The organism is Bacillus sp. AF23, assembly GCF_020861455.1.
GTDB lineage: Bacteria > Bacillota > Bacilli > Bacillales > Bacillaceae > Bacillus > Bacillus halotolerans.
The window spans coordinates 82501-97742 of sequence record NZ_JAJHVY010000014.1 but is presented as its reverse complement, the minus strand read 5'-3'; the positions used below and the strand labels follow the sequence as shown (position 1 = coordinate 97742).

Here is a 15242-nt window from a genome sequence, read left to right as displayed (position 1 = left end):
TAACATTATTTTTACTCTAAATAAAAGACAAATTTTATCTAAATTGCTACTTCTGTATGTACACCTTTTGACTCTGAAAAATCAGCGTAGCTTAAAATATGAGCTATAACATCAACTGTCCATCCGTCCCCAAGCATATTGTATCTATGACCGTCTGCAACACCTCCTGTATAACCTTCAGGTACAGTTTGCAGTCTCTCGTATTCCAGAGGAGTAAGTTTTCTAACTCTACCATTATGTATAACTTTCTTTTGCTTATGACCTCCTCTACATGCTGTTAAGGTTGGAGCTTTAAAATGGGGGCTGTATACCCTTTGTAAAATATCATAGTTGTATAAATCAAGCCTTGCAGCTATTCGCTTATGTAGCCCATAAAAATCATAATTAAGATTGTAATAATATTTTTCATCAACATTTTCCTCAAGAATATCTGCTAAGACCTGGTGCCTTTCATTAGGTTGTTTAACGTTTGGAATGTTAGTCCAGTAATATCTTCTTCTTTCTTGTGCAGAAAGTAGTCCACTATCAATCATTATTGGTTCAACGCCTAAGTTTTTAGTAATCGTATCTTTGTCCTTCTCTTTCATACTCTCAACATTTTCATATAGAAAATACTTGGGCTTAACTGTTTTTAACACCCTCACATACTCAAAGAACAATTTTGATTTATCCCCTGCCAAGCCTGTAAAATGCTCTTCACGATCCGCTACAGTTATAGAGAGGTTCTGACATGGACTCCCGCCTAACAAAAGATCAATTTTATTTAATCTTTTTAATTTACTTTCATCTAATTCTAAAATATTGCCTAGTTGAACTGTGGAAGGATAGTTCCTTTGTGTTACAGTGATGCTCGATTTTTCGATTTCACTAGCATAATATTCATAATTAGTAATGCCAATTTTATTTAGCGCAATTTGTCCGCAACTCATTCCGTCAAATAAACTTAGTACTCTCACTAAATCACTCCATATATTTTATTTTTATTCTGAATAAAATTGATCTTTTATTTAGTTCCTATGTAATTCCTCAAACGTTCATTTGCAATATCACAATATTCCTTACTAATCTCCGTACCTATGTATTTACGATTATTTAAAGCAGCCATCTTGGCTGTAGTACCGCTCCCCATGAATGGGTCAAATACAATGTCTCCTTCATTTGACCAAGAAAGAATGTGATCTTCAGCAAGCTTTTCTGGAAATATTGCCGGATGTTGAAATGCGATCTTGTCACTAGCGCTCTTATGCATTCCAACTAAGTATCCCCATATGTTACCCTTATTTTTTTCATCTTTAGTAACTAGGCATTTTGATTTTCTCCTCACCGCAGGATTACTTTCCTCAGTAGAAGCTGCTCCACCTCTTTTGGAGTAATCGTACTTCGTTCCTGCAGTCCGACAGGGTTCTTTTCTAGGGTTAAACACTTTGGGCTTCCCTTTTGAAAATACAAACATGTATTCAAACTCTTGCTCATACCTGTTATGGTTTTGAGGTAAAGGATTTTCTTTTCGGTAAATCATTGTGTCGTGAAGATTAAATCCAATTTCTTTAAAAAATAGAGCTTGTCTAAAACTCGTCCCAGTTTCGGAACCTTTGTGTGTTTTATCCCCTACAACCCAAACAACCACTCCACCGTCTTTTGTTACTCTATACAATTCTTTAGCAGTTTCCTCAAAGTTAAATGAATACCCGTTGTAATTTCTTAAGTCATCATAAGGAGGAGAAGTCACTGTTAAGTCGATAGAACAATCACCAATATTACCCTTCATGAATTGAACGCAATCATTATTATGTATTTTGTTTAAGTCCTTTCCGTTTATATCTATCTCTCCTTTCTCTATAAAAGAGATATTTTATTATTTAATTTTGTTTTCAATCATAAAAATCAAATGCGAATTTTCCTGTCAGATATCTCTTATTGGTTAAACTGTAACATTTTATGTATTTTTCTATATTATTCTATGGTACAATTATCCTTATCTTTCAAATAAGGAGGACATGATCCATGAAAACAGCTATCAAAAGTTTACTAGCATTATCATTAGTTTTTGGAGCATTTATTGCTTCACCTATTGCTACGCCAAAAGCCTCTGCAGCTACATATGGTCAGACCTACACTAATATGCGTGTTGGTGATTCTAACATGTTTATTGGTGGAGACCAGTACCAAGTTCTTAATGGTCAAGGCGTTCTAACAGTGAACCAATATGGTATGGTAAATGCAATAGGCCCTGGTAAAGCAACTGTCGTTGTTTATAAAAATGGCGTTATTTATTGGGTACATTATGTAACTGTTACTAGATAATTTAAGAGTGGTTATCCACTCTTTTTTATTTTGTTTTACTCAAACAATTGGATTAAATCTTCAACAATCTCATCGCTGCCCCATTGTCCCGTATCCCATGAATATGTATGTAATCCTGCACTGCTCATAACTTCTCTGTATAACTCCAAAATTGAATCAATGTCTTTTCCTTCTATATACTCATCTCCCCGTACGCTTAACCGTTCCTTAATAATGATTGGATCAGCATGTAAGTATACAACCTTCGCTTTTGCTTTAATTTTATCCTCAATAAATCTAAGCTGTGGCTCTGTAAGGATCGAGTAATCTTTGAATTTCTTTGCATATACCAAGTTAGAATAAACAAACCTGTCAATAATCACGTTATCTTCGTCAGCTAGTTTGTTGAAGTGTTCAAATAACTTCTCATTTCCACTTGTGGCCAACTCAAAGCTTGAGCCTTTGATAATTGGATACTTTAGTTCTTTGCTTAGATTTGCTGCAACTGTTGATTTAAAGCAGCAATCAGGCCCCTCCAAGATAATTAATGCCATTAATCCCCCACCTTTCTTATTTTATGAAATCCAACAACCTGGTAAGTACCATCAGGAAACTTCACTTCTACCTGGTTGTATCGATAATCAACTTTCGCAACAGCTCCAATCTCATCTGTAAAATCAACAATTACCTTTTGACCTTTTTTAAACATAAGTTAAACCTCCCTTTAGTGGTGTTAATTCATGTTCTTTAAAGTAAGTAATGTCACCTGTTTCATCGCTAACTGCATAGTCATATGTAGCTGAATGCAAATGCTCAATAATCTTTCCTTTTCTTCCAACATGATGAGGACAGCCATATCGTGCATTATTGTTAATTTCTACAGCTAGTCCAACAGGATAACTCCAGTATTTAGGCAATTTAATACCCCCTAATTAATAATTGAAACCGTTCCATGTTGTCTTCCGAAGTTAATTGCATCCTGTTCATTTGATACCAGCAAGTCCACTTTATTGCCAACAATCGCTCCACCTGTATCAATGGATATGGCCTTAAATGAACTCCCTCCTACTTTTATTAATACTACGGAGTTAAGTGGAATAATACTTGGATCTGTAGCTATTACTCTATACCCTTTGTAAAAAATTGATTGTGTTATATCTACACCAGTTTTGGTTCGACCGGTGCAGCCTTCGGTACAGTTAGCAACATATGCGCTAAATTCGATATCTAGTGTCCTAGCATCATCATTTTCTCCATAAGTGATTTTATTTTTATTCTTTATTTGTTTATTCTTGTTCTTACCCTCACCTCCCTTCTTGATACTTTTCTTTTTCACTGGTTTGGGTTTAATAATAGCTGCGTTAAGAATATCATCTCGCCGCTTTTCTTGTTTAGCTTTCTGTTTCTTAACAACTTCAGAGAACCTGATTAGCACCTGATTCTTGTGTTGTGGTATGTTGATTTGTTTTGGTTTTCCATAAAATGATTCTTTTATTGAGTTATGATTGTTTCCTGTGTCTAAATGATGTTGTTCAAAATTTAAGTATGAAAAGGTTGCCAGTGGGATTAAAATTATCATAGCACATTTAGTTTTTATTGTATATAATTTAATTTTATTTTTATTCTTTATTTCTTTATAGATAAGGTTTCCTCCTATATTTCTTCCCTTTTTGTTGTCAAACTCATATTTCCTTCATTATCAACAAAATCTATTCTGCAGACAGTATGATTATATATGCTATTTTTGTAGACTTTCGGAATAAAATTGTTACCTCTTCTGAAACCAGTAAACATGAGCAATGTTCCTCTGGTATACCAAGATTTCTCGACTACCTCTTTCTTTCCGCCACCAATTGATCTAGAAATCTGTTTATTGTAATGACTAAAGCTGCCCGACCACTGTTTAACTGTAACCACCCCTGTAGGTGTTAGAAGAGTAATTGTATGTTTGTTTTTATCCCTATCTAAAACAGTGCCTATAATCCGTGTAGTCTCATATTCATAGAGAGTTTTCCCTCTCCATTGATAAGATTTACCTTTAACCGGCTCTGCTGGCAGTTTATAAAAGTCAGCAATATCATACTTGGCAAAGTTTACACCAGAAAGCTCATGGTCATTATAATAATAGCTCAATGAATCCATTTCCCACTTGCCTAATGACCCATCGGCGTATTTTTCCCACTCTTTTATTAATAAACAATCATTCAATTTCTTCAGTGGTTCTTCTGTTGTTATCCAGGACTTTATATTAGACATCTTGTTATCATATTCTTTTTTAAAAGCTTTTTCAGAAATGACAAGCTGCCCGTTTAACATGTCGACTACACTATCCTCACTGAAATGCTGGTTATAAAATGAAGCTGATACATCATCCAATAAAAGAAGTTTATCTTTTGGCGACTTTAATGTTTTGTACACCTTTTTGCTGATGTAATCTTTAAAGCGAAAGAATCTCACTTCTTGTGCAAATTCTAAAGGAACAATGTTGTTTTCAATTAGCATTTTTAAATTAGACAACGTAAGTTTATTTTTCGGTTCTGATATTAAGCTAATAAAGGCCTTCATGATTTCTTGCCTGTCTCCAAAAGAATCAAAGCAGCCTCCTTTTATTAATTGGATTACTTGTCCTTTCTTAATAATGCCGCTCTTAAACATTCTTTCAATAAAATCGTTAAAGTCACTATATGGTCTATTTAGAACTATATGATGAATAACATCGTCTCCAATTCCATTCATTCCTTTAAGTCCAAATAAAATTGAATTGTTGTTAATATCAGTCCTAAAACCAAAATCAGCCTTATTTATATCTGGAAGGTCTATTTTAATCCCTCTTTGTCTGATGTTTCCGATAGCTGAAGCAACTTTGCCGTAGTTTGTAGCAGCTGTCTTTTTGTTGTCTTTTGTATCCTCGGTATCTATTCCTCCGCTGTTTACCGTTAAACAAGCAGTATTCCAGTATAAAGGATTATATCGATAGTTTAAGTTCAATTCCTGTAACGCAATAATTGAATATGCCAAAGTATGGAGTAAACTAAAACTGTAGCCGAACTGTCTTTTAAATTGAACATTCCAGACATAATTCAAAAGGTTATCGGAAGTGCCAGTCTCCTTTCCTTTTTTAAAAAACAATTCTTCCACTTCTTTTAGTACATCTTCTTTCTTTTTTGCTATGGATTTCCTAAGATAATTTGATTCTTTAATGTCAAAGTTTGCTATATCTTTATCCATGACCATCTGCATAACCACTTCTTGAGTATCAGCAACACCATAAATGTCCTTAAGGTGCCTCTCCATTACTCTGATTTCCTTTTCGCTTAGACCGTACCGCCTCATTTCTTCATACCATTTATTAAGGTTATTTTTGTATTTAACATATGTATCTACAGGCTGTTCTTCACCGTCTGACATAAGCCTCATTAAAGAATTGGTTACTGCTGCTTCAAGTAAGTTCTTAGGTTTTACTTTGACAACTGATTGATGACCAACTTCAGTTGAGAACTGGAACAAATCCATGATCTCCCAATTACCAGCCATTTCCCATAGCTTATCGTCCTCATACTCAATTACGTCTGGATGGATGTATTTGTTGTATGTTTCCTTTAAGCTTCCTTGCCATTCGATTTCTTTATTCTCGATTAATTGGTCTAATGTTACTCGAATCTTATCTAAAGCCTCAATCGTTAGAAGATCAAACTTTACTGAGCCCATGGCTTCACTGTCACCCATATTAAACTGTGTAATATAAGCTCCTTTAGGAGTTTTCATCATTGCATTCGACTTTGTATATTCATCGTTAAAGATAATTACTCCGGCTGCATGAGAAGACCGCTTATTAGTTAATCCTTCAATTTTTAAAGCTGTTTCTTTAAGATTAGGGTATTGTTCAACCTCCCTAATAAACTCTTTAATCGGCTTCCTGTCAGTTTCTTTGTCACCATAAAAACAATGCGTTAATGGCCAGTTAGACCCTCTTTCAAAAGGAATCATTCCACTTAAATACTGGGATATATCATTATCGATTCCTAAGCCTCTACACGCTGTCTGAAGCGCTGATTTTGAACCCTCAGTTCCAAAAGTAGCAATTTGAAGAACACGTTTGTCTCCAAACCTTTCTCTAAGTGCCTTAAGAATTTTTTGTCTTTTTGATCCTTCAGTATCAATATCGATATCTGGAAGGTCAGGTCTCGATTTATGTATATGTCTCCAATGTGGTAAATCATATTGCATTGGATTAATTTGAGTATTGTCGAGTAGATAATTAACTAAGTAACCTGCAGCACTTCCTCTGGCTGCCCCAACTAAACTATCTCCTCCACACTCATCATCCCAAATAATATTAATGATTTCTCTAACTGTTATGTAATAAGAAGGCATAGACTGATTCAGCTTTTGGCTGATTTCCCAAAGTTCACCCAGCTCAACGTTAATCCTGTTCAATATTTTATGAAAAGCTTCTCTCGTTAGTTCGCTTGTTTTTAATTTCTCTTCAAACCCGTCCTCAATTAACTTAAGGAGATATCTATCTTGTTCATCTGCTGATTCAGACATCTTTTTTATATATTCATATTGATCATATGCTGGTTTAAATAAATGTCTTAATTTAAAGTTAGGAAGCTCCATCTTAGGGATAATTGGTTCGTGCTCTATAGTATAGTCTTCAATCATCTCACCAATGAGCATTGTATTTTTTATGGCCTGATCGATGACTTCTTTATCAATGTAATCCATTCTCTCATAAATTTCATCAACATTTTGAACGAAACAGGCTTCATAAAAGGAATCAACTTCTCTTTCTCCATCTTTAGCGTTTAAAAAGGCTTGATGAATTGCTCTATCTTCTGGTCTTAGATAGTGAGCATCTGTTGTAACAATCATTTGCAAGTCATACCCGTTGGCTATATCTATCAGCTTCTTGTTACAGTAAATCTGTTCTTCACTCAGTGCAGGTTGAAGCTCGATAAAAAACTTATCCTTCCCAAAAACCTCTATACACCAAGTTATAAACTCTTGAATCTTTAGTTTGTGCTGCTTAATTGACTGAGAATCACCAGTTTCTTCAAAAGCCTTTATCTTTAACAGGTGAATGTTTACCTCAGACCCCAGGCAAGCTGTGGTAGCAATGATGTGGCCTGGATCTTTACTTAATAGCTCCTCTACATCCTTTTTTACTGTCGGCACTCTTTCCATTGTTCCTGTATAAAATGAGTTTTTCCAGGCTTGAGAAGACAATATTCTTAACTGCTCATGTCCTTTTGGATCAATTGCCAACATCAAGAAATGCGGAAATTTTGTCACTCCTGATTTATAGTTATCTCGAACTTCCTCTAAAGAATCGACTAGGTACGCTTCATTGCCCAATATCAGTTTAAAATCTTCTGGCATATCCCCCTTCTTTTTCATTTCTCTAACTGTTCGAATAGCATCCAAATGTGCTGAGAGGACTTCATGGTCTGTTATGGCCAGCCCCTTATATTCCATCTTAACTGCAGTTTTGAGCAGTTCTTTAACTGAGTTTGTTGAGTCTAGAAGCCTTATGTTACTCCTATCTGTGTGGCAGTGACATCCTATCAACTTTATTCCCCCTTAAAACACAAGTTCTTTTTGTTTTGTGCGAACCACCTCCAATTCATAAATCTCGATTTGAGGTGTTTTCTTGCCTTTGTATTCATTTGCCTTTGCTTTACCAATTACATTAATGATTAATGTTTCATTTGTTTCTGTAAGCTGATTAAAGTAATTCTCATCACTTTTAAATCTTATGTATTCAATATCGCCATGCTTAAATTTAACAGTTGTCTTATTCTTTTTCCCTAAATGCTCAATTTGTTCAACATCAATTTCAAGATCCGTTATAGCTATTAATGGTTCTTCAACTTCGTAACCCCAATAGTCTTTGTAACCATCAAGTTGAAGGATAAATTCTTTTCTCAATCGTTTTGCTGGTATTTCAAAATCAACATTCTGAATATCATCTTCGATATCTATGTCTTTAAATTTTTCATTCAGCACTTTGTTCACCAGGATTAAGTTCTGTCGTTTAATTGCAAAGCCAGCTGCATTTGGGTGACCTTCAACAAACTCAAATAATCCAGTATCTATAAGCTCTTTCTTAAAATCCTTTATAAACCCTTTGTCATATCCTCGTATAGAGCCACTCAAGATCTCTTTGCCTTTTTCGGGATCGTTTCTGGCTAACAAGACCGGCTTTTTATATTCTTCTGCAAGCTGATTGGCCACCAGTCCAGTTAGGCTTTTATCTAGAATTCCTTCAATGTAAACAATCAGTACTTTATTCGCTGTTAAACTTTTCTCCTCTATTCTATTTTTAATTTCCACTCCAGCTGCATCTGCAATCCGTTTCTGCTTTGCTTTTAGATTTCCTAGAATCCTAACTGTGTCATCATGTATTGACACAAGCTCAGTTTCACTTTGCCCACGTTTTTTGTAGGGTACCTTTTCTTTAGAAAGGAGGAATGCTCTCATCATTTGATCTTTTTCTTCACTGCTTCCAACCCTAATGGCAGCGTTAATTAAAGGGTTAATAAAGAACTGTGTATTCTGTATGTTCTTGTCACCCTTGGTTGAAAACTCTTGCTTCTTAAACAGCTTCTTTAATAATGGATGTTTAATTTTCTTCAAGCCTTCATTCATAAAATACCTGGTTTCAAGGTTTCTTGAATCAGCCGAATCAGCAATGTTACCAATAGATACAAGGTCTAAGAATTGTTCGGCTTCATTTTTATTTAGCTTTTCATCAATTGCCTGGCAAAATTTATAGGCCATTCCTGCACCTGTCAGAGTTTTATTCGAATAATTAGGCGAAAGTTGATTATTTACTACGATCGCATGTTCAGACACTCGTTCACATTCATGGTGATCAATAACAATTATTTCTGTGCCTCTCTTATTAAGAGCCTCATGTTCCTCAAATTGACTTGAACCTGCATCTGGGATTATGACTAAGTCAACATCATCAGGAATTGTATCAATAAAAATCCCATGCTCTTTCCCATCTTGAATTCTGTAATGTATATTAGCTTTCGGACAAATCTTCTTTATGTAATTTATAATGATTGAGCTGGATGTGTATCCATCAACATCACTGTCTACCTGGACAAACAATTTATTTTTATTCTTTAAATGCTTAATAAGACAATCTGCAGCTTTATCAATATTATTAAGCTTTGAATAATGAATAACTGAACTGTGATCAACATTAACAAACAACTTTGGATCTTCTATGCCTCTATTTTTTAAGATAGTAGCTAAAGGGTCGAAATTATAATCATTGTCGCCAATTAGTCTATACTCCATTAAATTCCCCCTTCATCTGTGCCAATCTCAATTTTCCTTCTCATTAGCTCCTCTAGAGTTTCCTTTCCCTTATCAGCTGGGCTGTCCTTATAATCCAGTAAGTCTTCATAATCCCACAAAACATACACACGAACATAAGGAGTAAATTTTGCTGCGAGTTTTAGAATTTTCTTCTGATATTCAACCAATTTTTCTTGATATTTCTCCTCTGTTTCATGTTCTTTTGGTGGTCGGTATTTATCAAGAGCAATAAAAACTTCTTCAACACCAAGAGACAATAGTATATCACGGTGAAAATTAGAAATATTACTTGAACAAACAGCACAGGTAAAGTTTGATTCACCGTAAAAGTCTTGACATTTTAATACTGATTTTTCAGATTCGAAAATTAATACTTTCTTAAACCTTTCAATCGAGTTTTTTGTTTTATGTAATCCATATAGATTCATCATCGTTTGATGGTTATATAAGGTATTCCCAACTTTTAAAGGCATATATTTATAGCCTGCATCAACTTCTTCTTTAATCATTGAGCGCCTACGTATACCAATCAATCTATTATTTAAATCTCGATGAGGAATGGTAATCCCTTCTGTATAAGGTCTAAAATAGTACCCAATCTCAAACTCTTTTAATGTTTTGTGACTTATTCCCTCACCTAGCCACAATTGGTGAGGATAAGGCACAAATACATCTAGAACCGTTTCATCAAAGCTGGGGAGCTCAATATGTATTTTCTTCTTTTTTTTGAACTTCCCCATCCATTCCCAGTCATCGATCAAATCATTGTTTATGTATGTCTCTCTATTCCCAAATCCAAATGTTCTTCCTGCTATTTTGGCAACATATTCGACAGCCTGATTAAAAGAAATATTAATTCCTTTTTGGCTTTTTGCTCTTATAACAAGTTCAAATACATCAAAATTATCTCCACACTCTGTATAACAGTGAAACTGTTTTGCTTCATGATAGTAATACAGCTTATAGCTTCCGCCAGAAGCATTGTGACAAACAGTTCTGTAAATCGGATTTCCTTGTTGATCCCACTGATTGTTCTCGCTACCTAAATCTTTTAAAATCTTATGTATATCCTCAATGGTCAGGCTTTCTTTTACTCTGTCTTTATCATACTTCAAAGGGCGCTACACCCCTCATCCTGCTTTTATATTCAATTTCTCAACTGTGATTAGTTCATTGTCAAGATTTGTTGTGAAACAGTCCTTAATCCGCATGTTGCCCATATTGATATGGGAAAAGACTTTAGCTTTGTCATACTCATTTCCCCTATTTTTAAATACATGTGTAACAAAATTTGGCTCTGGATAAAATCCTTCTTTTAAGATTGGATCAATTGCATCCTTCTCTTTTTTACTTAAAGGAAGAATTATCATTGCAGCATCTGTTTTATCTGCGATGGCCTTACTTCCTCTCAAGTAAGAAGCATCTATTACTTGTCCTTTTAACCATGCTTCTTTCCAATCACCATTCAGCTGAGTTGCACTCATCATATAGACATCGTATTTGTTACATAAGCCTTTTAACTTATCCGACATAAGCAAAAGAATTTGGTCTTCCCTCAAGTTGACACCACTTTTTTTGCTCATCTCTGAAAAAATGGTTACTGATGAGTGAATATAATCGAAATAAACGTACTCTACATTGTTTTTAATGACGTTTTTTTCAATTGTTCTTTCAATCTCCTGAATATTAAAATCAGGCAGATGTTCGAACCATATGTTAGACTCTTGAAGAACCTTAGCAGCCTTACGCACAAGTTGTTTTTCTTGTTCATTGATTGTGTTTCTAAGGATTTTTTTCTCTTCTACACCACTAATGTAGGCAAGTGCTAAGCTTTGCAATTCTTCGGCCATCATTTCTGTTGAAATAACAGTAGCACTTTCACTCCATGGGTTTGATACCCATTCCTTCTTTTTAGGATCATAAAGTTCGGTTGCACTTAAGCGACAAGCGTCAGCGACCATGTTTCTTGTTTTACCGCCACCTGTGATACTTGAGCGCAGATAGAACTTTTTCTTCCGTGATCCGCGAAAAATTGAGGTGAGCATTTCGCTATTTAATGGAACTCCAATATCCGGCGACTCTTCGAATGAATCCAATAATTCATTAATACCTTCTCCGCCCTGGATTCCCACACTTTCAGATGAAGTTCTGAATTTTTCTTTTATGTCTACAATCTTCATTTCATAAGCTGCTAAAATCTCATCAATCGACTTCTTATCAAACTGTTCTTGCATCTTTTCCTGTTCTTTTGGGTCAATCAGAGATTCATCATATATTTCCTTAATATCGAATCCCAAGCCATCCATTTCTCTAAGCAGACTAAACTTTTTTAATCTTTTATAGTGGTAATCAAAGTTTTCGACAACTGCCAACTCTTGTATTCTTTCTATATATTCAAGACCGTTATTATCATGGAAAATCTTATACTGAATATCGTAATCCTTTAGATATCCATCTATTTCAACCTCATTCAATACTTCAGTTCCTTGATGAAATAGGTTGCTCATCGCAAAAAACAATATTGAATGAAACCTTGAAGGAAAATCATCCGAAGTTATCTTATATTTATTGCTCTCTGACAAGATTGTGGGATCTTTCAAAATGCTCCCTAAAACTTGAATTATTGCCTGTTTGTCTTGTAGCAAATGGATTCTCCTTCCTATAGCGTTGAGATATCAACTAGACCTCTTTTCTTTCTCATTCCTTTTTTTATGACCAAAGTAATTTCTTCTCTTTTATGATTTTTTGGGTCTTCAGCTGATTTCCGGATGGCTTTTTGTCTAATGTAATGCCGCTTTGCTTCATCATAAACAAATGGAACGATTCCAATGCCATCTCCTTCTCTGGGTTGATTATCCAAAGTTTCATAAAAGTATCTAAGCGCTAGTTCAATGCCTTTAAGCTTATACCCATATTCCTCTTGATACTCTTTAATTTGTTTCAACATCATGCCAGTTGGAGATGTAAGACCATATAAATTGCATATGTATTGAATTAACTCTTTTCTGTGATCTGCTTCTTGCTTCCAGGTATTAAAACACTTTTCATGGTAATATCTTTTTTTATAAGGAATGGCTGAGTCTTTGTCTAACTTGGTCTCGCAATATGGACATTTAACTTGTCTCCCCAAATAATCACTCCTAATAAGGAGGAGAGAATAATCCCTCCTCTTTTATTCAGCTAGAAGGTCTTTTAGATCATCTAGAATTACAGACATGACACCTACTTGCTTACGGCTGCACTCAGTAACTTTTACACCCTTACCTAAATGTTTCTCTGTAATCTCATTAACTTCTTCTAAACGGCCTTCTTCATTAAGCTTCATGCCAATTTCTTTAATTTGATCCATTAATGAGTTGAAATCAAGTTCTTCTGAAGCGTTGTTTTGTTTTTGCTCTTCGTATGTAACAGCGACAATTCCTTCTGCTTGCTCCTGTCTTTCGACTGCCTCAATAATTGCTTTTTCTAAGTTTTCCGCAGTAAATTCAGGAAGGTATGTGTCAATGTAATCAAATCGGCTACGAGCAAAATGCTCTTCAGTTTCAGCTAACCAAGCACTTGATTTGATTACTTTTCTATCTTCATCAACACCATTAGAACTTAGATAAAGAACAATATCGCTGTTATCAATTACTGGAGCTAAAACTCGTTTATCCCCCTTCGGATATACTTTGCCTTTTTTGTCTTCAGCAGCATGAGCAATAAAAATAACCGTAAATCCTACGCCAATTAATTTATTGATTTCTTCCCATACTTCAGTTTCATACTCTTTCCAAAGGCCAAACCCATCATTACCATCTTTAATCCGTTCTACATCATATTGCTCGCAGACATATCTAGTCGCATATTTAGCAAAAGCGTCTACTTCATCAACAATGATTGTCTGATACATCTCTTTGGCCTTTTCAGCGTTTTTGGTTAATTGCTTGTTTACTTTTTTAAAATCAGCCCAACTATTGATAGGCATGAATTGGACACCGGCAATGGCATTTAATCCTTTTTCGAATGGCAGATATAATGGTTTCTTCATCCGAGTGCTTTGCTTAGTTTTACCTAAGTTGTTAGAACCGTAGATTGTGATAACTTTTCCTTCTAATCCTTTTGCTACTACAGAAACTTGTGGGTTGAAAATATCGATTGCCATTATAGTTCTCCTTTTATTTTGAATTTGTTGGGTGAGTCGGAGCTCACCCCAGTTATGTATTAGATTAATGATCTATTTTATTTTAGAAAGGGAGATCATCATCTGAAATTTCAACCGGCTTTGAAGGCTTGTTATTAGGAGCACTTCCACCAAAGCCAGACTTTTTATTGTTTTCATTGCTGCTTTCGTTCTTAAGTCCTTCTAGATATGTCTCTCTTTCAGTCAATGCTTTTTTAATTACTTCTGGATTAAAAGCATTTTTACTATCTTCATCATAAGGATCGTTCCCACCTGTAACCAGATACTCCCTTTTTGTAATGGAGGTGATTTCTTTTTTGTCTTCTCCAAATGCAGCAGTTTTAGTTGTTACTTTTTGTTCTTTATAATTAATAATCTTTCCGAAGACATTAACCGTAGATCCTTTTTCATAATTGTTTTCAACATATTGAGAACCTTCCTTAGTCACTACAAATGTAAAAGGAATGACTTTCCCGCCATACAAAGGGATATAACCATTTAAATTAACTCTCCCTGTTTCTTCACCTTTAACTTTTTCTTCAGTCACATTTTTAACAAACAATTCAACATCAAATTCAGCTTTAGGATTAAATTCTTCATTAGCATCTAGTCTGTTTACAAAGTTAGTGGTTAACTGTGGGTACGCCTTTAAAATCCCTTGAGAGTAATATTCGTTTAATCCAATCTTACCTTGGGTGATTCTCACTTTATCAGCTTGATCTCTCCCATGTTCTGCGATGGACTTATAATCACTTATGATAGTTTGATACCCTTTTGCAATAGCATTATCTGTGCCATCAGCTTTCTTATATTTTGAAAATCCTTTCACTGTATGTACTTCGTTTGGGGCAACCTCAATGTCTAATTCAATATTTAATCCATTTCCATTTTTCCATTCAGTGTGTCGTACTTCAGCTAAAGTTCCTTCAATTGTTACAATGTTATTTGCTTCGCGTAATACCGTTTTGTTTTCTACCATGTAAATAATCAGCCTCTTTCTTTTATAAATTAATTTTATTTTTACTCTTATTCTTTCTATAATGAGACTTGCTGCTAAACTTACAATCTCTAATACCAAGTAGTTTGTTTAGCTCTATGTATCTCTTTTTAGGAAAATGCCAAGGCTCTGGATCGCCTTTAATGTTTCTTACTTTAATGATCGTATTATGTCTTACAATAATCTTTAGATTTCCATATGAATATGTCTTTGAAATAAAACCTTTCTTAATTGCTTCAGGCCTAAATTCCTTTACCAACATTACATTCCTTGTTAATTTTCTTCTAGCCTGGTCTTCTTCGATGTCATAATTCCTTTTAACATCATTTCTATAGGCTTCAATTGCAGCTGGGCTAATTTTTAATATCTTCAATTCCTTTTTCACTTACAACCTCCTTTCTCTCTGTGGGATATTCTTATCTTACATCACGCTTACATTATCGTCAATAGTAATTTTATTTTTAT

The 15242-nt window shown here is 34.7% G+C and carries 15 protein-coding genes; 1 reads left to right on the top strand and 14 read right to left on the bottom strand.

Features of this window, described 5'->3' with window-relative positions:
* Positions 1-38: 38 nt before the first annotated feature.
* The gene (gene dcm / locus LNN34_RS05305; protein ID WP_160245160.1) at positions 39-956 is read right to left on the bottom strand and encodes a DNA (cytosine-5-)-methyltransferase; all 918 of its coding nucleotides are present in this window, start codon (positions 954-956) and stop codon (positions 39-41) included.
* Between the two features lie 47 nt (positions 957-1003).
* On the bottom strand, positions 1004-1768 hold the full coding sequence (locus LNN34_RS05300) for a DNA-methyltransferase (protein ID WP_229042911.1): 765 nt from the start codon (positions 1766-1768) through the stop codon (positions 1004-1006).
* Positions 1769-2004: 236 nt separating this feature from the next.
* Between LNN34_RS05300 and LNN34_RS05295 the strand changes: the two genes are divergently transcribed.
* Positions 2005-2304 (top strand): hypothetical protein, encoded by a 300-nt coding sequence (locus tag LNN34_RS05295; RefSeq protein ID WP_229042910.1) that lies wholly within the window; start codon positions 2005-2007, stop codon positions 2302-2304.
* 35 nt (positions 2305-2339) lie between these two features.
* Here the strand turns inward: LNN34_RS05295 and LNN34_RS05290 are convergent, their stop codons facing one another.
* From LNN34_RS05290 to LNN34_RS05235, 12 genes are all read right to left on the bottom strand, one after another.
* Positions 2340-2837 (bottom strand): deoxynucleoside kinase, encoded by a 498-nt coding sequence (locus tag LNN34_RS05290; protein ID WP_229042909.1) that lies wholly within the window; start codon positions 2835-2837, stop codon positions 2340-2342.
* A complete protein-coding gene (locus LNN34_RS05285; protein ID WP_229042908.1) occupies positions 2837-2992 on the bottom strand; it encodes a hypothetical protein in 156 nt (51 codons plus the stop codon). The genes LNN34_RS05290 and LNN34_RS05285 overlap by 1 nt, the downstream gene beginning before the upstream one ends.
* Positions 2985-3200 carry a YorP family protein gene (locus LNN34_RS05280; protein ID WP_019712328.1) on the bottom strand — a complete coding sequence of 72 codons (216 nt, stop codon included), beginning with the start codon at positions 3198-3200 and terminating at the stop codon, positions 2985-2987. The genes LNN34_RS05285 and LNN34_RS05280 overlap by 8 nt, the downstream gene beginning before the upstream one ends.
* An 11-nt stretch (positions 3201-3211) precedes the next feature.
* A complete protein-coding gene (locus LNN34_RS05275; RefSeq protein WP_229042907.1) occupies positions 3212-3862 on the bottom strand; it encodes a 3D domain-containing protein in 651 nt (216 codons plus the stop codon).
* 74 nt (positions 3863-3936) lie between these two features.
* A complete protein-coding gene (gene dnaE / locus LNN34_RS05270; RefSeq protein ID WP_229042906.1) occupies positions 3937-7854 on the bottom strand; it encodes a DNA polymerase III subunit alpha in 3918 nt (1305 codons plus the stop codon).
* Between the two features lie 12 nt (positions 7855-7866).
* Positions 7867-9597 (bottom strand): single-stranded-DNA-specific exonuclease RecJ, encoded by a 1731-nt coding sequence (gene recJ, locus LNN34_RS05265; RefSeq protein WP_229042905.1) that lies wholly within the window; start codon positions 9595-9597, stop codon positions 7867-7869.
* Positions 9597-10733 (bottom strand): hypothetical protein, encoded by a 1137-nt coding sequence (locus tag LNN34_RS05260; protein ID WP_229042904.1) that lies wholly within the window; start codon positions 10731-10733, stop codon positions 9597-9599. The genes recJ and LNN34_RS05260 overlap by 1 nt, the downstream gene beginning before the upstream one ends.
* A gap of 15 nt (positions 10734-10748) precedes the next feature.
* Complete coding sequence (locus tag LNN34_RS05255) at positions 10749-12263, bottom strand: replicative DNA helicase (protein WP_229042903.1); 1515 nt, start codon at positions 12261-12263, stop codon at positions 10749-10751.
* A 14-nt stretch (positions 12264-12277) separates the two neighbouring features.
* Positions 12278-12748, bottom strand: coding sequence for a hypothetical protein (locus LNN34_RS05250; protein WP_041352045.1), 471 nt, complete (start codon positions 12746-12748; stop codon positions 12278-12280).
* 42 nt (positions 12749-12790) lie between these two features.
* Positions 12791-13762, bottom strand: coding sequence for an ATP-binding protein (locus LNN34_RS05245; protein ID WP_004399537.1), 972 nt, complete (start codon positions 13760-13762; stop codon positions 12791-12793).
* Positions 13763-13844: 82 nt separating this feature from the next.
* The gene (locus LNN34_RS05240) at positions 13845-14759 is read right to left on the bottom strand and encodes a hypothetical protein (RefSeq protein WP_229042902.1); all 915 of its coding nucleotides are present in this window, start codon (positions 14757-14759) and stop codon (positions 13845-13847) included.
* Between the two features lie 22 nt (positions 14760-14781).
* Entirely contained in the window at positions 14782-15162 is a 381-nt protein-coding gene (locus LNN34_RS05235; protein WP_229042901.1) for a hypothetical protein, read from the bottom strand.
* Positions 15163-15242: the final 80 nt, after the last annotated feature.

Excerpts from the sequence above, each read along its gene's own strand:
- LNN34_RS05300 (WP_229042911.1), bottom strand. The coding sequence starts at position 1,768 with ATGAAGGGTAATATTGGTGATTGTTCTATCGACTTAACAGTGACTTCT.
- LNN34_RS05295 (WP_229042910.1), top strand. The coding sequence starts at position 2,005 with ATGAAAACAGCTATCAAAAGTTTACTAGCATTATCATTAGTTTTTGGA.
- LNN34_RS05290 (WP_229042909.1), bottom strand. The coding sequence starts at position 2,837 with ATGGCATTAATTATCTTGGAGGGGCCTGATTGCTGCTTTAAATCAACA.
- LNN34_RS05285 (WP_229042908.1), bottom strand. The coding sequence starts at position 2,992 with ATGTTTAAAAAAGGTCAAAAGGTAATTGTTGATTTTACAGATGAGATT.
- LNN34_RS05275 (WP_229042907.1), bottom strand. The coding sequence starts at position 3,862 with ATGATAATTTTAATCCCACTGGCAACCTTTTCATACTTAAATTTTGAA.
- recJ (WP_229042905.1), bottom strand. The coding sequence starts at position 9,597 with ATGGAGTATAGACTAATTGGCGACAATGATTATAATTTCGACCCTTTA.
- LNN34_RS05245 (WP_004399537.1), bottom strand. The coding sequence starts at position 13,762 with ATGGCAATCGATATTTTCAACCCACAAGTTTCTGTAGTAGCAAAAGGA.
- LNN34_RS05240 (WP_229042902.1), bottom strand. The coding sequence starts at position 14,759 with ATGGTAGAAAACAAAACGGTATTACGCGAAGCAAATAACATTGTAACA.